The organism is Acinetobacter sp. YH12136 (assembly GCF_013418545.1).
GTDB classification, from domain to species: domain Bacteria; phylum Pseudomonadota; class Gammaproteobacteria; order Pseudomonadales; family Moraxellaceae; genus Acinetobacter; species Acinetobacter towneri.
Genome location: NZ_VPBV01000001.1, coordinates 80,025 through 100,833 on the forward strand (window position 1 = coordinate 80,025; position 20,809 = coordinate 100,833).

At 40.9% G+C, this 20,809-nt stretch carries 14 protein-coding genes and 1 tRNA gene; 5 read left to right on the plus strand and 10 right to left on the minus strand.

Features of this window, described 5'->3' with window-relative positions:
• The first annotated feature begins 122 nt into the window (after positions 1-122).
• Complete coding sequence (gene metH / locus FTU71_RS00405; RefSeq protein WP_180005791.1) at positions 123-3,812, plus strand: methionine synthase; 3,690 nt, start codon at positions 123-125, stop codon at positions 3,810-3,812.
• 318 nt (positions 3,813-4,130) lie between these two features.
• On the opposite strand, the gene FTU71_RS00410 is transcribed toward metH, so the two are convergent.
• From FTU71_RS00410 to greB, 3 genes are all read right to left on the minus strand, one after another.
• Positions 4,131-5,816 carry a hypothetical protein gene (locus FTU71_RS00410; protein ID WP_180111144.1) on the minus strand — a complete coding sequence of 562 codons (1,686 nt, stop codon included), beginning with the start codon at positions 5,814-5,816 and terminating at the stop codon, positions 4,131-4,133.
• Positions 5,817-5,977: 161 nt separating this feature from the next.
• A tRNA-Ser gene (locus FTU71_RS00415) sits at positions 5,978-6,067 on the minus strand.
• A gap of 86 nt (positions 6,068-6,153) precedes the next feature.
• Positions 6,154-6,651 carry a transcription elongation factor GreB gene (greB, locus tag FTU71_RS00420; RefSeq protein ID WP_004972106.1) on the minus strand — a complete coding sequence of 166 codons (498 nt, stop codon included), beginning with the start codon at positions 6,649-6,651 and terminating at the stop codon, positions 6,154-6,156.
• A gap of 363 nt (positions 6,652-7,014) precedes the next feature.
• Here greB and FTU71_RS00425 point away from each other — a divergent pair, with 363 nt between their 5' ends.
• Positions 7,015-8,130 (plus strand): transglycosylase SLT domain-containing protein, encoded by a 1,116-nt coding sequence (locus FTU71_RS00425; RefSeq protein WP_004972108.1) that lies wholly within the window; start codon positions 7,015-7,017, stop codon positions 8,128-8,130.
• A gap of 163 nt (positions 8,131-8,293) precedes the next feature.
• Here the strand turns inward: FTU71_RS00425 and FTU71_RS00430 are convergent, their stop codons facing one another.
• Together FTU71_RS00430 and ttcA are read right to left on the minus strand one after the other, a co-directional pair.
• Positions 8,294-8,677 (minus strand): SCP2 sterol-binding domain-containing protein, encoded by a 384-nt coding sequence (locus FTU71_RS00430; protein WP_004972111.1) that lies wholly within the window; start codon positions 8,675-8,677, stop codon positions 8,294-8,296.
• Positions 8,678-8,925: 248 nt separating this feature from the next.
• Positions 8,926-9,846 (minus strand): tRNA 2-thiocytidine(32) synthetase TtcA, encoded by a 921-nt coding sequence (ttcA, locus tag FTU71_RS00435; RefSeq protein ID WP_104853169.1) that lies wholly within the window; start codon positions 9,844-9,846, stop codon positions 8,926-8,928.
• Between the two features lie 556 nt (positions 9,847-10,402).
• Between ttcA and FTU71_RS00440 the strand changes: the two genes are divergently transcribed.
• Positions 10,403-11,290, plus strand: coding sequence for a lytic transglycosylase domain-containing protein (locus tag FTU71_RS00440; RefSeq protein ID WP_154320953.1), 888 nt, complete (start codon positions 10,403-10,405; stop codon positions 11,288-11,290).
• A gap of 189 nt (positions 11,291-11,479) precedes the next feature.
• Positions 11,480-12,385 carry a protease HtpX gene (gene htpX / locus FTU71_RS00445; RefSeq protein WP_004972117.1) on the plus strand — a complete coding sequence of 302 codons (906 nt, stop codon included), beginning with the start codon at positions 11,480-11,482 and terminating at the stop codon, positions 12,383-12,385.
• Between the two features lie 111 nt (positions 12,386-12,496).
• On the opposite strand, the gene FTU71_RS00450 is transcribed toward htpX, so the two are convergent.
• From FTU71_RS00450 to FTU71_RS00460, 3 genes are all read right to left on the minus strand, one after another.
• Positions 12,497-13,087: a DUF4112 domain-containing protein gene (locus FTU71_RS00450; RefSeq protein WP_004972119.1), complete on the minus strand. Its 591-nt coding sequence runs from the start codon at positions 13,085-13,087 to the stop codon at positions 12,497-12,499.
• A gap of 145 nt (positions 13,088-13,232) precedes the next feature.
• A complete protein-coding gene (gene mgtE, locus FTU71_RS00455; RefSeq protein WP_179988559.1) occupies positions 13,233-14,567 on the minus strand; it encodes a magnesium transporter in 1,335 nt (444 codons plus the stop codon).
• A gap of 164 nt (positions 14,568-14,731) precedes the next feature.
• On the minus strand, positions 14,732-17,836 hold the full coding sequence (locus FTU71_RS00460) for a multidrug efflux RND transporter permease subunit (protein ID WP_180111146.1): 3,105 nt from the start codon (positions 17,834-17,836) through the stop codon (positions 14,732-14,734).
• Between the two features lie 281 nt (positions 17,837-18,117).
• Here FTU71_RS00460 and FTU71_RS00465 point away from each other — a divergent pair, with 281 nt between their 5' ends.
• Entirely contained in the window at positions 18,118-19,311 is a 1,194-nt protein-coding gene (locus FTU71_RS00465) for a hypothetical protein (RefSeq protein WP_180111148.1), read from the plus strand.
• A 38-nt stretch (positions 19,312-19,349) separates the two neighbouring features.
• Here the strand turns inward: FTU71_RS00465 and FTU71_RS14540 are convergent, their stop codons facing one another.
• Together FTU71_RS14540 and FTU71_RS14545 are read right to left on the minus strand one after the other, a co-directional pair.
• A complete protein-coding gene (locus tag FTU71_RS14540) occupies positions 19,350-19,976 on the minus strand; it encodes a LuxR C-terminal-related transcriptional regulator (RefSeq protein ID WP_257222405.1) in 627 nt (208 codons plus the stop codon).
• The gene (locus FTU71_RS14545; protein ID WP_257222406.1) at positions 19,955-20,500 is read right to left on the minus strand and encodes a hypothetical protein; all 546 of its coding nucleotides are present in this window, start codon (positions 20,498-20,500) and stop codon (positions 19,955-19,957) included. Before FTU71_RS14545 ends, FTU71_RS14540 begins: the two co-directional genes overlap by 22 nt.
• Positions 20,501-20,809: the final 309 nt, after the last annotated feature.

Consider the following 20,809-nt stretch of genomic DNA (forward strand, 5'->3'; position numbering starts at 1 on the left):
AAATACTGCTTTATGCACTATTTTTACGACTTCCACTCTCTCTGGTCGCTTCAAGTGCACGAAAGCCGTGCGAACTCTGCTAAAATAGCGCTCATTTCGGATTCAGTCATAAAGGGTTTTTTATGTCCACGCTTACCACCCTGAAAGCGCTTCTTGCCCAAAGAATTTTAATTATCGATGGTGCTATGGGTACTATGATTCAACGCCATCAATTGGAAGAAGCCGATTATCGTGGTGAGCGTTTTGCAGATTGGGCACATGACCTCAAAGGCAACAATGATTTATTGGTACTGACCCAACCGCACATTATTCAGGGTATTCACGAAGCCTACTTAGATGCGGGTGCAGACATTATTGAAACCAACAGCTTTAACGGCACACGCGTTTCTATGTCTGACTATCACATGGAAGATTTGGTTCCAGAAATTAACCGCGAAGCAGCGCGTTTAGCCAAAGCTGCCTGTGAAAAATATTCAACACCAGACAAACCACGTTTTGTGGCAGGTGTACTTGGGCCAACATCGCGTACCTGTTCAATTTCACCAAATGTAAACGACCCTGCATTTCGTAACATTAGCTTTGATGCACTCAAAGAAAACTATATTGAAGCTGCGCATGCCTTAATTGAAGGTGGTGCAGATATCCTGCTCATTGAAACTGTATTTGACACCTTAAACTGTAAAGCTGCGATTTTTGCGGTCAAAGAAGTGTTTAAACAGCTCGGGCGTGAATTGCCGTTGATGATTTCAGGTACCATTACCGATGCTTCAGGACGTACCTTAACGGGTCAAACTGCAGAAGCTTTCTGGAACTCGGTACGTCATGGCGATTTACTTTCAATTGGTTTTAACTGTGCTTTGGGCGCAGATGCCATGCGTCCACACGTTAAAACCGTTTCAGACGTTGCCGATGTGTTTGTTTCTGCACACCCGAACGCGGGCTTACCCAACGCATTTGGTGGTTATGATGAAACGCCTGAAGAAACCGCAGCTTTCCTCAAAGAATTTGCTGAAAGCGGCTTGATCAATATTACAGGCGGTTGCTGTGGTACAACGCCTGATCATATCCGCGCGATTTACAATGCGGTAAAAGACATTCCACCGCGTAAAATTCCAGAGATTAAACCTGCATGCCGTTTAAGTGGTTTAGAACCATTTAACATTTATGATGACTCTTTATTTGTAAACGTGGGCGAACGTACCAACGTCACAGGTTCTAAAAAATTCCTGCGTTTAATTCGTGAAGAAAACTTTGCCGAAGCCTTAGATGTTGCACGTCAACAGGTAGAAAGCGGTGCACAAATCATCGACATCAACATGGATGAAGGCATGCTCGATTCAGAGGGTGCAATGGTGCACTTCCTGAACTTGGTGGCATCTGAGCCTGATATTTCTCGCGTACCTATCATGATTGACTCCTCTAAATGGGAAATCATTGAAGCAGGCTTAAAATGCGTACAAGGTAAAGCCGTTGTCAACTCTATTTCCCTAAAAGAAGGTTATGACGAGTTTGTCGAAAAAGCCCGCCTCTGCCGCCAATACGGCGCAGCTGTCATTGTTATGGCCTTTGACGAAGTCGGACAAGCCGATACTGCAGCACGTAAACGCGAAATTTGTAAACGCTCTTATGATGTTTTGGTCAATGATGTTGGCTTCCCTGCCGAAGACATTATTTTTGACCCGAACGTGTTTGCAGTTGCGACAGGTATTGAAGAACACAACAACTACGCAGTCGATTTTATTGAAGCCACAGGCTGGATTAAAGAAAACCTGCCGCATGCCATGATTTCAGGCGGTGTATCGAACGTATCTTTCTCATTCCGTGGTAACGAACCTGTACGTGAAGCCATTCACGCGGTATTCCTATATCACGCTATTCAGCAAGGCATGACCATGGGGATTGTCAACGCAGGTCAGTTGGCAATTTACGATGACATCCCGAAAGAACTGAAAGAAGCAGTTGAAGCCGTTATTCTGAACCAGAACCAAGGTGAAAGCGGTCAGGATGCCACAGAAAAACTGCTAGAAGTGGCAGAAAAATATCGTGGTCAATCAGGCGCACAAAAAGCCGAAGAAAACTTAGAATGGCGTAGTGAATCTGTCGAAAAACGTCTTGAGTACGCTTTAGTTAAAGGCATCACCACCTTTATTAATGAAGACACCGAAGAAGCGCGCCTGAAAGCCAAACGTCCATTAGATGTGATTGAAGGCCCGTTGATGGATGGCATGAACGTGGTCGGTGACTTGTTTGGTGCAGGTAAAATGTTCCTGCCACAAGTGGTGAAATCTGCACGTGTGATGAAACAAGCCGTTGCATGGCTCAACCCGTACATCGAAGCTGAAAAAACCGAAGGTCAGTCTAAAGGTAAAGTTTTGATGGCAACGGTAAAAGGCGACGTTCACGACATTGGTAAAAATATTGTGGGCGTAGTCTTGGGCTGTAATGGATACGATATTGTCGATTTAGGCGTGATGGTACCTGCAGAAAAAATCCTGCAAACTGCCATTGACGAAAAAGTCGATATCATTGGCTTGTCTGGTCTGATTACCCCATCTTTAGATGAAATGGTTTTTGTTGCCAAAGAAATGCAGCGTAAAGGCTTTAACATTCCATTGTTGATTGGTGGCGCAACCACATCTAAAGCACATACTGCAGTTAAAATTGATCCACAGTTCTCAAATGATGCAGTGATTTATGTTGCCGATGCTTCGCGTGCCGTTGGTGTTGCGACAACCTTACTCTCCCCTGAAATGAAACCTGCTTTTGTTGCAGAGCATCGTGCGGAATACGCTAAAATTCGTGAACGTATTGCCAATAAGCAACCAAAAGCTGCGAAATTGTCGTATGCAGAAGCCATCGACAATGGTTTAAAAATTGATTGGGACAACTACACGCCTGCAGTACCAAAATTAATTGGTACACAAGTGCTGACCAATTACCCGCTTGAAACCTTGTTGCCATACTTTGACTGGACACCATTCTTTATTTCTTGGAGTTTGGCGGGCAAATTCCCGAAAATTCTGGAAGATGAAGTGGTGGGCGAAGCTGCAACCGACTTATATAACCAAGCGCAAGCCATGCTCAAAGATATTATTGCAAATAATCGCTTTGATGCACGTGCAGTCTTTGGGATTTACCCTGCCAACCGTTCTGCGGCAGATTCAGTACAAGTATATGATGCAGCACGTAATCAAGTAACGCATACCTTCCATCATATTCGTCAACAGTCAGACAAAGTCACAGGTAAACCAAACTTGTCTTTGGCAGACTTTGTCGCAACTACAGAGCAAGGGCAAGATTACTTGGGCGGCTTTACCGTGTCGATTTTTGGTGCGGAAGAAATGGCCAATGAGTTTAAAGCCAAAGGCGATGACTATTCTGCCATTTTGGTGCAGTCTTTGGGTGACCGTTTTGCAGAAGCATTTGCAGAGCATTTGCATGAGCGTATTCGTAAAGAATTCTGGGGCTATCAGCCGAATGAGCAGCTAAGCAATGAAGAGCTGATTAAAGAGAAATATGTAGGGATTCGTCCTGCACCGGGCTATCCTGCGTGCCCTGAGCACTCTGAAAAAGCCACACTGTTTAACTGGTTAGGTTCGACTGAAAAGATTGGCACACAGCTTACGAGCAGCTTTGCAATGTGGCCGCCTTCATCTGTGAGCGGCTTCTACTATGCCAACCCTGCTTCTGAGTACTTTAACGCGGGTAAAATCTCGTTAGATCAGCTTGAAGATTATGCACAGCGTAAAGGCTGGAGTTTAGATGAAGCGAAGCGTTGGTTAGCTCCAAACTTGGATGATTCGATTAATTAAGTGCATTGCGCTGCATGGGTGGTTCATCTGCCCATGCGCTATATAATGTCATTTCAAAAGCCAGTGAATTGTAAAATTCACTGGTTTTTTGTTTAATGGGACAGTTCGTTACTTAATCTAAATTTGTTGAGTAATTTGACTGTTAAAGGTGTTTTCTCACCTCTATGGGAAAGGTATTCAGCTAAACGAAACCCATAGAAAGAACAAAGCGACTACTATTTAGTTGTTAGTAGCCGCTTTTCCGCCTATTTTGTCTTATGATGAATGGGAAGCGATTGCTGTATTACATCAACAACAATTAGTTGACGATACTAGGAATTAATTAATCAACTTTTTACTTACCTTGAAAAGCATTCCAACTGGAGATTGCTTAACTTGTTTATTCTGATCAACCAAATCACGAAATCTTTCAGGTATTTCTCTCAATTTAGGAGCATCAAGTAATTGATCAGCTGCTAATACTGCTAATCCCCATGTAGGTGTTCCAGTTAAAGCTGCCCCTATTTCTATTCCTCCAGAAACAATCCAAGATCCAATATCGAATCCAGCAAATTTCCAATTTTTAGCTTTCAACTCATCAAGTTTTTTACGATGTTTATCAAAACTTTGCTCAATATTTTCTAATATTTGATCTCTAGTTCTAAAACAATTAGTAGGATTAGTTTCTACTAATTCCTTGATATTATTTCCTAAAATATTGCGGATTTCTTCTAAAGCTCCTTGCTTTCTAAGCTCCAACAATGATTCTGGAGGAATATTGCCTAACCAAGGTAAATCCGTTTGAGATAAATCTGTTAGTCCTTTCATTATGTGCAAATTTTCAGAACCGTAATATTCTTGAGCCTTATCGGCATCATATTCTAATTTCCAGTTAAAATATTGCCACGATGTTTCAGCTTCAATAATTGGGGTTCCTGAAAGCTGTCGTGCTTTGAGTAATAATTCATTACTCACCGACATTCTGCCAACAGCTTGCATTTTGAGTAACAAACCTGGCTCTGTTCTATTAAGAGCTTTTAGCTCATCTCCATTTAAAGCCCTATTTATTTGTTCCTCTAAAGAACCTTTCCAATTTGTATCAAATAAGACCCTATTCTTATCTTTAATTGCTCGAATTGTTTTTTCTACAGTATTAAGGCTTAAACAAAACTCATTAAATTCCTCAATACTCTCAAAATTTTGACCGAATAATTTACTACCATGAATTAATGCATCATTTTGGGAAAAGTTATAGATAAAATCTTTACCACCCTCTTCCAAATTTGATAAATCAGGGAGTATTACAACCACTGGCATTCCATCTTCAACACATGCTAAATTTTTATATTTGAGAATATTCATAGCATGCTTTATTAAGAAAAAGACAGCTTTCTCTTTTGGATAAAATTCAAATATATGCTGTGATCGTACATAAGGATCTGGTAGAACAATTGTGTCCGTGTAAATACCACATTTTGAAGCAATATTTTCATCGTGGGTAGGAAATAAATCTCCTCCATATACACCAGTAAGATTTGAGTGATTGTCTTCTAAATGCCAATAACCTATATCACCTACTTGTTTCCAAAATGATATAATTGCATCCATAAAACCAGGAATTTGTTCAAACATATTGTCAACAAAATCGGCTTTTGTTGATAAAAATTCCGCAATATGGTGAGGCGTAGAGTTCGCCTTAAGCATTTGTTGATAGATAAAATCAAAATTATGCTCTATCAGGTCAAAATATAATTTTTGAATTTCAACTAAAGAAATTTCTTTTTTTAATTTTTCCCTTGTGTCGAAATGTTCTATAGCCAAAGCCATTGAACGAATTCGCCCATCAACAGACTCTAAAATGATCTCGCCACTTTCATCATATTTGATATTTCGAAAACTCTCTTCGAAACCTTCAGCTAGGTGTGAAGCGATTTTTACTTTATCGGCTTTTAACTGTTCTGAAAGAATTTTAAGTCTATACCTTAATCTTTGTTCATAATCTTGTTGTTCTGATTCTAAGCTCATTATTCCAAAACTTTTTACTAATATTTAAAGTTTAATAGAGCTAAAATTTTTAATTTCAATAAGGCTATGTGGTTTTATTTTTTTGCTTACTACAGGCTTACCTTGCATAAACCCCAAATACAACAAAGCCCTGAGTATGTCAGGGCTAAGTCATTGATATTTGGCGGAAGCGGTGAGATTCGAACTCACGGAGGACTCACACCCTCGTCGGTTTTCAAGACCGGTGCATTAAACCGCTCTGCCACGCTTCCAATGGCGGCTATCATATAAAGAAAAATTCAGCTTGGCAAATATTTTCTAAAAATTATGATCCAAATGTTCAAAATAAAATCAAAAATCAGTCATTTTCTGCAATTTCAGGCTTTTCATAGCGTATCGAATTAATAAACCAGCTCTTTTTGCCTAACGGCGTCTGCACTTCCACCTCATCATCTACCTGTTTAGACAACAAAGCTCTAGCCATAGGTGAATCAATCGAAATATGTTGTGGATGATGATCATAAATTTCATCCACGCCCACAATTCTCAAGGTCTTTTGCTCGCCTTGTTCATTTTCAATTTCGACCCATGCGCCAAAATATACTTTACCCTCTTGTTCTGGTGCAAAATCGACAATACGCAGCTCTTCTAAACGCTTGCCCAAATAACGTACCCGACGGTCAATTTTACGCAAAAGCTGTTTGTTATATTGGTAATCTGCGTTTTCAGAGCGATCGCCGAGGCTTGCCGCCCAGTTTACTTTTTTGGTGATTTCAGGGCGTTCTTCATGCCACAAATGCTGTAACTCTGCCACGAGTTTATCGTGTCCAGAACGTGTAATTAAGTTAGATTTCATGGTGTTTTTGCAGCCAGTTTTTTACATTTGGTTAACATCAATCCTATATTTTATTGCATTTTTATACACAATAAAAATTTATAAAATTTATTTCTCAATGAAATGAATATCTTATGTTACATTTTTCAAAAAATTTATGTACAAAATTTGACATCCAAAATTTTCATCTTTATTATTCGCACATCTTTTAGTTTTGATCACTTTTTAACCTGTGTATAAATTTTACACATTTTCCCTTTAATCCCAAGTCATTTTGAATGACGTCATGACTGCCCAACCCTTATTGAATTTATCAAACTTGAAAAAGTTTAAGGTGTGTTGCCTTTGCTTTTTAGGGCATAAATTACTTGTAGCGGAGCCAACATGCACAGTAGTTCAACGTCTGGGTCTAGGCTTAGCCTTCACTCATTTTTTAATCGCCTCCCATTCAAAGTCCTCGCTTTCAGTACTGTTCTTCTCCCATTCCACAGTATTAACGCAGGCAAAGCCGTTCATCAATTTGACAGCGTCGTCAATCAGAACAAATTGACCGTTGTGTCTGTGGAAAATCCAACCACAGTGTTTAAAGATGGACAACATTTACATGGCTTTGGTTATGACCTTGTGCGTAACTATGCCGACAGCATGAATGTGAAACTCGAATTTAAAACGGTAAGCGACAATGCGACCGCTTTAAAATGGGTGTCTTCTGGTAAAGCGAACTTTGCCATGACCACGTCGAGTATCCAAAGCATCGAAAAGCAGCAACTCACGGCATTTTCTGCCAGTTGTGGCGATTTAAATACTTTAAAGCGTAATGGTTTAAATAGTGAGCTGAACTGGGTGTTTAAACACGCAGATGATCCTCTTAGCCAAACCGCAAGCAACTTTGTTTGTCGTGGCAAGCAAAACGGCTCAATTACCCAATTGGCTTCATTTTATAATCGTAATGTGGTCAAACAAGAATCGTGGGATGTGATCCAGCGGGATTTGCGTAATCGTTTACCTTTATATAAGGCCAACTTTAAAAAGACTGCCACGCAGTACGATTTAGACTGGCATCTTTTGGCGGCAATTGGTTATCAGGAATCTTACCTCAAACCCAACTCGGTTTCGCCAACAGGTGTGCGCGGTATTATGATGCTGACCAATAATACAGCCAAAGCGATGGGCGTAAGCAACCGTACCGATCCTGCACAAAGTATTCAGGGTGGTGCTAAGTATTATGACCAAATGCTGAGCCGTTATGAGCATATTCCATTTCCTGATCGTAACTGGTATGCCCTAGTCGCTTATAACATGGGTCCTGGTGCAGTCAGTCAAATTCAGAAGCGTATTCGCTCACAAGGCAAAAACCCGAACAATTGGGTTAACCTATATGCGTATTTAGACCGTAACAAAGCGAGCAACGGTCGTTATCGTCAAGCAGTGCAATATGTGACTCGTATTCGCGCCTACCTTGAGCATATTAAGACCACACCGCAATTGGTGAATATCTAAAATTTACCTCGCGTGATTGAGTTGCAGTGTATATCAGCTGCAATTCAAACATGAATAATGCGCTGTTAAAGCTGCAGTGCATAAAAAAGCCTAGTTGATACTTCAGCTAGGCTTTTTTGTACTATAGCGGGAAATTCGCCTGCTACAGCGTAAATCGCTTGAATTAAGCAGATTGCTCAAGAATCTTCTTAAATAAGTCTTTTTGTTCTTGGCTTGGTTTTGCAGTTTGTAATGCCATTAATTGTGACATATCGCCCTGTACTTTGATTTTACCTGTCATAAAGGCTTGCATAGCAGCCGCCATGTCAAACTCTAGGAATACTTTACGTAAAGTTTCCGCATCCATATTTAATGTTGTTTTTGCGTTGTCCGCCAAACCTTTTTGGATTTTACCGCCATCTAAAGACAATTCTGTGTTGCCTGCAGCATCAGTCACCACTAAGTTAATTGCCAGATTTGCAAGTGCTGGAGGTAGGTTTAAATCACCAGCTTGAGCCGTTAGATTTTCTACAGTTGCAAACCAATCATCAGTTAAAAAAGCAGGCATGATTTTTCCTCAATATATTTGTGCATGTGTGTTGTCTATCCAGACACCATCATTATTAAGCTGTTTTGCTTGCTGATTGTTATAGCATGAACCTTTCGTGAAAGGCTAAGAAATTTTGTACGGGACGTTCAGTTTTTGTATTTTTAGTCGAAATGACGACTTTCTCAAATAAATCAAATTCATAAAAAAACACCAAGCTCTGGCTTGGTGTTGATTACATTTTAAAGGGATTGACAGGCTGTTATCGCTTAGTCTGCAGCGTAGCCTAAATTGACCATATTGATGCGTTTGTTTTGCTCTGCTGCGTTTTGTTCGGCCTGATCGGCAAAATCAAATACGCGCTGGCTGTCTAACGCTTCAAAGTCGAATAATTCACGGTCTGCCAACTGCGATGGCGATACATTCTGTAATGCGCCAAAAATACTGTGCAAACGCTTAGGATGTGCTTTATCCCACTCACGTAACATGTCGTTAATAATGGCACGCTGTAAGTTTTCCTGTGAACCACACAAGTTACACGGAATAATTGGGAATTTACGCATTTCTGCATATTTAATGATGTCTTTTTCTTCCACATAAGCCAGTGGACGAATCAGCATATTTTTCTTGTCTGATGACAACAACTTCGGTGGCATGGCTTTTAAGCTACCGCCATGGAACAAGTTTAAGAAAAAAGTCGCCAAAATATCATCACGGTGATGCCCAAGCGCCACTTTGGTTGCCCCTATTTCCTGCGCAAAGCCATACAAAGAACCACGACGCAAACGCGAACACACTGCACAGTAAGTTTTACCTTCAGGCGTTAAACGCTTGGTGATGCTATAGGTGTCTTTTTCTAAAATGTAATATGGGATGTTATTTTCTTCTAAATAACGCGGCAATACATCTTCAGGGAAGCCCGGTTGCTTTTGGTCTAAGTTCACAGCCACCACATCAAAATTGATGGGTGCGATGCGCTTGAACTGCAACATAATGTCCAGCAAGGTATAACTGTCTTTACCACCAGAAATACACACCATGACTTTATCGCCATCTTCAATCATGTTGAAGTCACGAATCGCATGCCCGACTTGGCGACGCAGCTTTTTCAACAAACGATAATACGCAGAGCTGGTTGGAAGTTCTGGTTTGAAATTAAAGCCTTGATCGGACTCAACTGGTGAGAACATAGACGCGATTAACCCATGAAAAAAATTACCGCGCAATTTTAGCCGATTCAGACCAATCCCGCATCAAAAGAATGTAATTTCATCGCAATCTTCCTTTTCGTCAGAGAACTTAATTTCTGACTGCGCGTTCATTTCTGTTTGCACACTTTATTTTTGTCTGCGCAGATCGTTTTTTCTGCGGCAAGTTTGAACCCTCAGGTTCACTTTTTCGCCAAGATGCTTATCTTTTGGACTTTTCCACAGTTTTCCACAAAAGCTGTGGATAACTTTGTGGATTTAAAACAACTTGACAACGCCTCTTGCCGTTATTCTAAGGCTTCTCTTTAAATTGATTACTTTTTGATCGATTTTATTTTAATTTAAAATCATACACTTAAGTGTGTCAAGCTGATCCAATTAAAAAAAAATAAATATTTTTTTTGATTACTCTGTCAGCAATTAAGCTTGATTTTTTTCGACACTACTGTAAATGAATTTGTACAAAGCCTTTTCATCTGTGAGATTTTTGTTAAACTCCTCATAACTGTTTGGGGACAGCTTTTAGTGTATTCACAGCATGAACAATAAAATTAATGCCTTTTTACTGTATATTTTGGGGACTGCCAGCATCATGCCTTTGGCAACGACAACGCACGCAGGTCAAATTTATATGTATAAGGACAGCAATGGCAGTACCTTGCTGACTAACCGCAAAAGTGCAGATCGTTCACTGACAAAAGTAAAAGTCACATATTATCCAGACAGCAATATTCACAGTTATCGCAACTGGGGCAATTCCGAAGCGTCGGTATTGCCAAGTTATAGCCGCAATAAAAACGCCTTTGACCACATTATTCAGCAAGCAGCACAACAACACGGTGTTTCAGAAGGTCTAATTAAAGCAGTGATGCATACCGAATCAGGTTTTAATGTCAACGCCCGCTCGCCTGTCGGTGCACAAGGTCTAATGCAGCTCATGCCTGCGACAGCACGACGTTTTAATGTCAGCAACGCTTATGACCCGCATGAAAACATTATGGCGGGTGCAAAATACTTGGCTTGGTTACTCAAACGCTTTAATGGCAACACCACTTTAGCTTTGGCGGGTTATAACGCGGGCGAAGGCAATGTTGCAAAATACGGCGGTGTACCACCTTTTCGTGAAACTCAGGACTATGTACGTCGTGTGACCAGTCGTTATAGCAACCTGTATGCCAACGGTGTTAGTGCAAGTGCTAATAACAATGCGATTACGGCAAATAACAATAGCAATACTCAGAGTCAAAATGCTCAAGTGATTGCGCAGTCAGAGAGTTACACTGCCAGTAGTCATCAAGTGGCGGCAAACAAACGCCCACAACGTCAAATTATTATGGCCGCCGATGGTCGCTTTACCGATGCACCTGCAGGTTCATACGCGACAGGGAATGCCACGGCTTCGGCACGTATTTTTATTTCAGAATAAAAGCTGCAGCACTTCATTTGAGCTTGCGGCAACGCAAGCCTTTTTGAAATGCCAATTGCAGTATCAGCGCAAAATATTTTTAGTACAGTTTTATTATTTTTTCTTGAATTTTTAATACATACACCGCATATTTACGGCATGGTTTATTAATAAATCAGATTACATTTTTAATATAAGAGGATTTACTCAATGATGCGGATTGGTTTGTTCTTGCTAACCAACCTCGCGGTACTGGTTGTAGCTGGCATAATTTTGTCACTCTTCGGTGTCGGTAGTTACCATGGCGCGGGTGGCTTAAACCTAGGCAACCTGTTGGTCATCTGTTTTGTCTTTGGTATGGTTGGCTCTTTAATTTCACTATTCATGTCTAAATGGATGGCGAAAAAAACAACTGGGACTGAATTAATTGACCCGAATGCACCTCGTAACCAAGCTGAAGCGTGGTTATTAAATGAAGTTGCGCAGTTGTCGCAACGTGCTGGTATCAAAATGCCAGAAGTGGGTATTTTCCCTTCTTACCAATCGAATGCTTTTGCAACAGGTTGGAATAAAAACGATGCTTTAGTCGCTGTATCTACAGGGCTGCTTGAGCGTATGAACAAAGATGAATTACGTGCAGTTTTGGCACACGAAATTGGTCACGTTGCCAATGGTGACATGGTGACCTTGGCACTGATTCAAGGTGTGGTCAACGCATTCGTCATGTTCTTTGCCCGTGTTGCAGGTGACTTCATTGACCGTAACGTATTTGGTCGTGAAGATGGCGAAGCACCAGGCTTGGCTTATTTTGCAATTACCATTGTACTGGATATCGTATTTGGTATTTTGGCCTCTTCAATCGTGATGTGGTTCTCGCGTCAACGTGAATACCGTGCCGATGAAGCAGGTGCACGTTTGGCAGGTAAGCAAGCCATGATTTCTGCATTATTACGTTTACAGGCAGAATCTGAAATGCCTGATGCAATGCCAAAAGAAATGAAAGCTTTTGCGATTTCTGCAGGTAAAGAAGAAGGTTTTAGCTTGGCAGCGTTATTCCAAACTCACCCAAGCATTGAACAACGTGTTGCAGCTTTACAGCAATTAAATTTACCTTAATACTGCTAGCAAGATATTGTAACAGCGACACCAAAAAGCTTCCTCAGGGAAGCTTTTTTCATGTCTGTAAATTAGATCTGCCAGATGGTTTTGTACTTTAAACAGGTTCATTTAAACAGCAAAACTTTGTGACCAGTGCCACAACCAACTTGCACCGAGCCATGCTGCCCAAATAAAGAAAATAAGAAAAATCACACCAAGCAAATCAGGCAAATGTAGCCACAGCCATGCCACTACAGGATTACGCCAAAATGCTGACTGCTGCTGTTTACGTTCCAATCGCTCATGTAAAAAAGGATGTACCACATGATGCTCACTGTGAATCTGATATTCTTCACGGATATGCGTATGCACTACATCTAAAGCTTTACGGCTTGGACGAATAAATACATCAAATACTGTGCCGACAATTGGCACAAAACCAACTACTGCATCCATCACAGCAAGTTTAATCACGGGAGTGAGTTTGGTTTGTGGTACACCAATTTGTTTGGCTTTATAAATCGCATAACAGGTCAGTGCAAAACCTGCGACATCCCCCGCGACAGGTACAGTGCCTAATGCGGCATCTGCTCCCACGCCCTGCTTGGTAAATGGAATACGCACCACAGAATCCATCATATTGGCAAACTTGGCTAAATCGCGCTCTAAGCGAATCACCTCTTGCTGGCTAAGTTTTTTTGAAGATGCAGGTTCTGGCATAGAAAACGTATCGTTGGGTAAATGCAATCTACTTGAGAATAAAGCAGTTTTTTACTCAGGTCTGTTATGATTTTATAAACAGAATTTTGATCAATGCAAAAAGTTTAAGATGAGGTCTTGAATAAGTCATCATCACCGACAGTGTTTAAAGTAACAACTGTGAAGCAATAAATAAGTACACCACCACGCCCGTTGCATCACAAATCGAGGTTACCAAAGGCGCAGAGGCACTGGCAGGGTCTAGTTTCAGGCGATGCAAAATAAAAGGCAAACTCATGCCAATTAAACAGCCCATCAGCACAATGCCCAGCATACTCAGTGCCAATACCACAGACACCATCATATCGCCACGGTAATAGCCTAAAATTGAAACCGCAAAAGCCATAGTTCCACCCAAACATAGCGCCACCAAACTTTCACGTCCGAGTAAATGCAGCCAATCTTTAAATTGCACATCACCTGTAGCCAGTGCCCGTACCATTAAGGTCGCAGACTGAGAACCCGCATTACCACCACTACCGACCAAAAGCGGCAAGAAAAAAACCAGTACAATATGTGCTGCAATAGTGTCTTCATAATGCGCAATGCCAATTCCAGACAATAAACTGCCAAATACCAAAATCACCAACCAAAACACACGTTTGCGATATAAAAATAAAATTGGCGCAGTTTTTATACTCATGCCAGGTGAAGACGCTACCGCACTTGATTTTAAAAAGTCTTCTGTAGTTTCTGCCTGTACCACGTCCATCGCATCATCATAGGTGACAATCCCCAGTAAATGCTGTGCATCATCTACAATCGGTAAGGCCAAAAAATCATAATGGCTGAGTTTTTGCGCGATACTTTCCTGATCTTCTGTCACTAAACCAGTGACTAAATCTGTGCGCATCACATTTTTAATTTTCTGTTCAGGCGGGTTTTGAATTATTTCTCTTAAAGAAATCACCCCCAATAGTTTCATCAGTTCATCGACAATATAAATCAGGTACAAAGTTTCCCGATCTGTGGTCATTCTGCGTAATTCATCTATGGCTTGCTGCATGTTCAGTTCTGGCGAGAGCACCACGAAATCCGAACTCATAATCGCGCCCGCAGATTCTTCAGGATATCGCGCTAAAGTCTGAATCTGTGCGCGTTTTTCTTCCGTAATGTGTAAGCTGACAAAACGCTGTAAATGCGGAGAAAGTAACTTAAATAAGTCGGTGCGGTCATCTGAATGCATGGCTGAAATCAGTTTGACCAATTGCTGCGGTGCCATCGCCTCTGCAATTTGATGTTGCGAATGCAGTGGTAAAAACTCCATCACCAAGGCAGCACTGTCAATTTGTTCAATTAAACTCAGCTGTGCTTTCAGACTCAAGTGCTGCATTAAGTCGGCTAAATCGGCAGGGTTGATACCATCGATCAAGCTGCGCACTGTACTTGACTGATGTAATTGCAAGGCTTGTTCTAACTGTTCAGCGTGCAGATTGGTCATTAATCTCACCCACTCCATCATTCCAAAACGTAAAATGAAGAATGGGCAAAGTTTCTCAGCCCAAACCAACCCTTAAAAACCCGAAAATCTGTAGATTTATACAAGATTTTTAGCGTTTCATATCATAGCCTATAATTTTGCTAAGTGCCTAATAAAAAACATCTTTAGTTTATGGGTGATGAACGATTCACTTGAAATATAGAACGAACCAGCACATACATAAACGGAATAAAAACAAGCACTAAAATTGTGCCAAAAATAACTCCACCTAAAACACTCACCCCAATTTCCTGACGGCTTGCTGCACCTGCACCAAAGGCAAATACTAGCGGCAAAATACCTGCACCAAATGCCAATGAGGTCATTAAAATAGGTCTGAGCCGTAAGCTTGCACCTTCTAAAGCGGCTTGAATCACCTGTTTGCCTTGTTGCTGCGCAGCCGAAGCAAACTCCACAATTAAAATGGCATTTTTACATGACAAACCAATGGTGGTAAGCAAGGCAATTTGGAAATAAATGTCGTTCGGGAAACCTGCCAAATAGCTGAAAATAATATTTCCACCAATTCCTAAAGGAATGGCACTCATCACGGCTGTTGGAATACTCCAACTTTCATACAAGGCAGCAAGGCATAAGAAAATAAACCCGATGGAAACCAAATACAGTAACAAAGCCTGATTGCTGGACTGATTTTCTTCAAAAGACAACCCACTCCATGCCAAGTCAATGCCCTGCTGCTGTGCCACCATCTGTTCTAAATCACGCATCGCCTGCCCTGAGCTATATCCTTCGGCAGTATCGGCTTCCATTTGCACGGCGCTATACCCCATAAAACGATTGACGACTTCTGGCCCACCGCTCCAACTGAGTTGAGCAAACTGGCTAAAAGGTACCATTTGATTTTGCTGACTGCGTACCGACCATTGATTCAAATCTTCAGGTTTACCACGAAACTCGGCATCACCCTGCATAATTACGCGTTTAATTCGACCACGGTCAATAAAGTCGTTGATATAACTGCCGCCCCAAGCTGCCGCTAAGGTACTGTTAATAGCCGTTTGATTTAAACCTGCTGCCATCGCCTGTTTCTGATCAATCGTGACGTTTAACTCCGCTTTTTCAGGATTGGCACGTTGATCTAAATTTTTAAAGCTTTGATATTGAGCGGCTTGCTGCTGTAAATTTTGAAATTGCTGAATTAAAAAATCGCGTCCTGTACCATTCACATCGCGCATCCAGAACTCTAAGCCATCGGTTTGCCCCAAACCACGAACTGCTGCGGGCATGCCAATGGTAATTTGTGCATTGGGATGCTGTCGAAAATGCTGCATGGCACGTTCACGAATAGCTTGTGCGGTATGCTGTTGCCCTTGACGCTCATCCCAATGTTTTAGCGCAATAAAACCCTGCCCTAAATTCTGCCCTGTTCCCGAAAAATTACGTCCATAACGAATCATCACCAAATCAACATTGTGGGCTTCATGCTGCATAAAGTATTCACGTATGCTTTCGCCCACTTCACGACTTTTAGACAACGGCGCACCTTCCTGTAATTTAAATTGCACCGACAACATGCCCTGATCTTCATTCGGGATAAAACTGGTAGGTAAGGCACGGTAAAACAAGGCAAACACCGTCAATAAACCTGCAAAAATAACCAGACACACCGCTTTATGCTGAATCGTCCAGCCTGATAATTTGAGATAGTGTTGTTTTAAGCGTTCCAGTTTTTGATTAAACCAGATGGCCCATTGGGCTGGTTGTGGATTGGGTTTTAAAATCAAGGCACACAAAGCAGGCGTTAAAATTAAGGCCACACCTAAAGACAGCACCATCGCAGTGACTAAGGTGATAGAAAACTGGCGATAAATTACTCCAGTCGAACCACCAAAAAATGCCATTGGAATAAATACTGCGGTCAAAACCAAGGTAATGCCGACCAAAGCACCGCTAATTTCCTGCATAGATGCGATAGATGCCTGTTTAGCCGAGAGCTGCTGTTCGTGCATTAAACGCTCGACGTTTTCCACCACGACAATCGCATCATCCACCAATAAACCAATGGCTAAGACCAAAGCGAATAAGGTCAGCGTGTTAATACTCATCCCAAAGAGTTGCAACACGGCCATGGTGCCTAAAATCACTACAGGCACGGTTACGGTAGGAATGAGCGTCGCGCGCCAGTTTTGTAAAAACAAGAACATCACAATGACGACTAAAATTACCGCTTCAATTAAAGTTTTCACCACTTCTTTAATTGATTCCTGCACGAAAGGTGTGTTATCGCGTGGATAGACAATTTGGTAACCTTCGGGCAATTGTTGTTTTAAATGCTCAATTTGTTTTTGAATTAAGGCTGAAGTTTGTAACGCATTGGCACCAGAAGATAATGAAATCCCCATCCCTGCCGATGGAAAACCATTAATGGTATTAAAGCTTTGATAATTTTCTGCACCAAGTTCAATACGTGCCACATCTTTTAAATAAACAAAGCCACCTGCCTGATCTGCTTTTAAAATAATATTTTCAAATTTTTCTACCGTTTTTAAGCGTGAACCTGAGGTGACTTTGGCATTGAGATATTGTTCTTGTGCTGTGGGTAATTCACCAATTGCCCCTGCTGCAACTTGAGTATTTTGTGCCAATACCGCAGCACGTACATCACTTGGCATCAGCACATATTGTTTTAACTTTATCGGATTCAGCCAAATCCGCATTGCATATTGCGCACCAAAAACATCGACCTCACCCACACCTTCAATGCGTGCCAACTCTTGCTCTAAATGACTCATCATATAGTCAGACAAGGCTATATTGCTGCTTTTGCCTGTGGCATCGTACAGCCCAATGACCATGTGGGTATCACCCAATGATTTAAAGACATTTACCCCCTGACGCTGCACATCTTCAGGTAAGCGGTTAATTGCGCCATTAATCGCATTTTGTACCTGGACTTGTGCGGTATCGGGGTTGGTACCATTTTCAAAGCTAATGCTGATGCGACTTCGTCCTGAAGAATCACTGCTAGAACTGAAATACAGTAAGTGATCTAAGCCTTTAATTTGCTGTTCTAAAACCTGTGTGACGCTTTCTTCCACCGTTTCTGCCGAAGCTCCCGTATAGGTTGCGCTGACAGTGATACGAGGTGGTGCAATGTCTGGATAACGTTCTACTGGTAAATTTAATACTGAAAAAATCCCGAGTGCCATCACCATAATAGCGAGCACACCTGCAAAAATTGGACGTTCAATAAAAAATTTAGACAGCATAAAACTGGATCACTTATAGATAACAATAATGAGATTTATATGAAATGAATCAAGTGGATGAAAATCATCAAAAAAACTTGAAACCGTGTTTCAAATTAACACAGCTAAATAGAACTTCGATGACTGCACATCAAAAAATCTAGTTTTGTCACAAAAATATTGATTGGTCTTCATTTTTTCTCACAGATTTTTGTGTACACCCTCCCAATTTTGGGATAGCACCTAAACTCATCTAATTTCTATACTGCAGACATGATAATTTGAATAACAAGGAATTCGTGATGAAAAAAACTTTATTATGCTTAACTTTAGCAGGCTTACTGAGTGCATGTGGCGGTTCAGACAATGATTCTGGTAGTTCTGCTCCCCCACCTTCAAGCTCCCTAAAAACTGGGATACTGACCGATGGACCTGTAACTGGGGTTAAATATCTCAGAACCTCGAGTTCAGGTGAAAGTTTTGAAGACTTCACCAATGATAAAGGTGAGTTTGAATATGCAGAGGGTGATACTGTCCGCTTCTTTATTGGCGATGTCCAACTGGGTGAAGCGATTGAAGCCAAAGCACGTATTACACCACTAGATTTAGCCGAATCAGAAAATGCCCGAACAAATTTAATGGTGTTTTTACAAACGTTAGATCATGATGGCGACCATAGTAATGGGATCGAAATTAAACCAGATATTCAAACAGCCTTAACCGCTGTGAATATGAATTTCGAGCAAGCACCCGCAGAGTTTTCAACTACGTTTGTCAATGAAGTGATCCCTAAAACCGATATCCCATTAGATCGAATCGTGACACCAGAAAAAGCTGCAGAAAACTTCCAAGCCACCTTTTATAAAGATATTGCTGGAACTTGGGAAATTGGACGCACCAACACATCTGCTGTTTTATTACATATTTTACCAGACGGACGTTATGCGCTAGGTGAAGCAGATGTAGCTGATGAAACAGGGAAGTCTGGTATCGAAACAGGACGACTAAATTGGAATGCTTTAACTTCAGCGCTGAGCCCTGTGATCTCAGTAGATACTAATGGAGACTACGGGCTTTCACATCCAGACAATGATGGTCATTACCGCCTAAGTTATAACGGTACAGATCTAGTGCTGACTGATGTAGGAAGTAATAGCACCTATATTTTAACTAAAGTCAAACAATCATCAGGTTTAGTCGGCACTTGGCAATTTAATCAAACTCATTTATTTGCTTTCTTTGACACAGGATTCTATTTCTTGTTAGACACTGAAGGCGATGATGATTGCGCTAACCCAGGTATTGAATATGGCAAATATTCAATGACAGCCAATACACTTGCCGCAACAGAAGTGTTATATGACACCAACGATTGCGGTGGCTTACAAGACTCTTGGGATGGCAGTAAAGTGAATGCAACTTACAGCATCTCAGGAACAAGCCTGACCTTGCATCCGCAAGGCGAAGACTCTGTTACCCTACAACGTAGTAACTAAACATATTCAAAAGCTGCCTAAGCCAAACTTAGGCAGCTTTAACCAATATGCTCAAAATGAATGGTACAACCCATTAATAAATGCATAAGTTCAATTTGCGAGTTGCATTGGGTTTTTTCATAAATATTTTTAAAATAAGTGCGCACCGAACTGAGGGTAATCCCGCAATGTTCCGCAATTTCTTCTAACTTATAACCATTCAACAACAACTCACACAACTCAAACTCACGTTTAGATAATTGATAAGCTTGCTGCAAATAGGCTTTAGACAAGGCATAGTGCTGATGTTTATCGGTCAGAAATACCGCAATTTGATGTTGTCCTGCATTTTGATGCTGCATATTTTTTAATTTAGAACAAGGTACGATAGTCAGCATTAATTGTTGTCCTTTCGCATCTGACAAAGACAATACACCGCCTACATCTGCGTTTAATGCCGACTGTCCCAATAAGGCTGAGTTCAATAATTGATCTAAACGATTTTGATCATAAGCATTTGTTTTTAAACAATTATACAAGTCCAAACCTAAACATGAATCGTGTTCCAGCATGCTTTGAGCTACAGGGTTTGAATAAATCAAACTCAGCTGATGATCAAGCAAAATTACACCTGTTTTTAAATGATCGAGCACGCTATACAAACTTAAATTTTCTTGTTTAACCAAACTAAACTGACGATGGATTTTAAAGCACGGCGCAAATGCACACCCAAATGCTTTAAAAAATCCAACTCTTTTTGTTGATACGGCGCTACATCTGGCGCACGATGTAATCCTAAAACTGCCCAACGATGTGAACCCTGATCGAGCAAAACAGCCGAGATATAACTAATTCCCGTCGGATTCAAACACCGTTCATAAAAGATATATTCATCACTTTCAGGGTTTTCCCCATAATGCGATAAATCCGAGCTCGCTACTTGCCCCACACCTAAATTTTCCCACAATACTCGGTGCAACTGCATGTCAATCACGCGAATCCGCTCATCACGATAGGCATGCAAAGCTTCATCTGGAATATTATGGCTAAATAAAAAATCGTAACTTGGGCTAAATTGATCTAAGGCAGTAAAAATGGCGGTTTTACTGTCTGTATATTGAACAATTTTTTCAATTAATTGCGGCCATAAACGCGTATCCATCGCGGCATCATAAATTAACCCAATGATCTGGTGTTCTTGTTCTTTCATATCTCCCCCCAGCTTAATCATTAAGCACTACCAATTTAATAAAAAAGCTCATCATACATTTAGGGGCTGTTGACATTTGCTGTAAAAAAAATAGCGAGATAGTAAAATTCAATCGCCAAACTAAATTCACTACTCGCCATGGGCTTTGTTGCATAAATATGTAAGCATCTGATTTAAATAAATTTAATTTTGTATCAAAAAGTAATCAAAACCTTTAAAATCATATAGTTATGAAATTTTTGTGCACCAAAGCCCTCGCCATGCCTCGTACAATGTTGAATGATCAACATGGTCTAAGTTAAAAGCTAT

Coding starts and splice junctions, on each gene's coding strand:
- metH (WP_180005791.1), top strand. CDS start 123: ATGTCCACGCTTACCACCCTGAAAGCGCTTCTTGCCCAAAGAATTTTA.
- FTU71_RS00410 (WP_180111144.1), bottom strand. CDS start 5,816: ATGAGCTTAGAATCAGAACAACAAGATTATGAACAAAGATTAAGGTAT.
- greB (WP_004972106.1), bottom strand. CDS start 6,651: ATGAAATCTAACTTAATTACACGTTCTGGACACGATAAACTCGTGGCA.
- FTU71_RS00425 (WP_004972108.1), top strand. CDS start 7,015: ATGCACAGTAGTTCAACGTCTGGGTCTAGGCTTAGCCTTCACTCATTT.
- FTU71_RS00430 (WP_004972111.1), bottom strand. CDS start 8,677: ATGCCTGCTTTTTTAACTGATGATTGGTTTGCAACTGTAGAAAATCTA.
- ttcA (WP_104853169.1), bottom strand. CDS start 9,846: ATGTTCTCACCAGTTGAGTCCGATCAAGGCTTTAATTTCAAACCAGAA.
- FTU71_RS00440 (WP_154320953.1), top strand. CDS start 10,403: ATGAACAATAAAATTAATGCCTTTTTACTGTATATTTTGGGGACTGCC.
- htpX (WP_004972117.1), top strand. CDS start 11,480: ATGATGCGGATTGGTTTGTTCTTGCTAACCAACCTCGCGGTACTGGTT.
- FTU71_RS00450 (WP_004972119.1), bottom strand. CDS start 13,087: ATGCCAGAACCTGCATCTTCAAAAAAACTTAGCCAGCAAGAGGTGATT.
- mgtE (WP_179988559.1), bottom strand. CDS start 14,567: ATGACCAATCTGCACGCTGAACAGTTAGAACAAGCCTTGCAATTACAT.
- FTU71_RS00460 (WP_180111146.1), bottom strand. CDS start 17,836: ATGCTGTCTAAATTTTTTATTGAACGTCCAATTTTTGCAGGTGTGCTC.
- FTU71_RS00465 (WP_180111148.1), top strand. CDS start 18,118: ATGAAAAAAACTTTATTATGCTTAACTTTAGCAGGCTTACTGAGTGCA.
- FTU71_RS14545 (WP_257222406.1), bottom strand. CDS start 20,500: ATGAAAGAACAAGAACACCAGATCATTGGGTTAATTTATGATGCCGCG.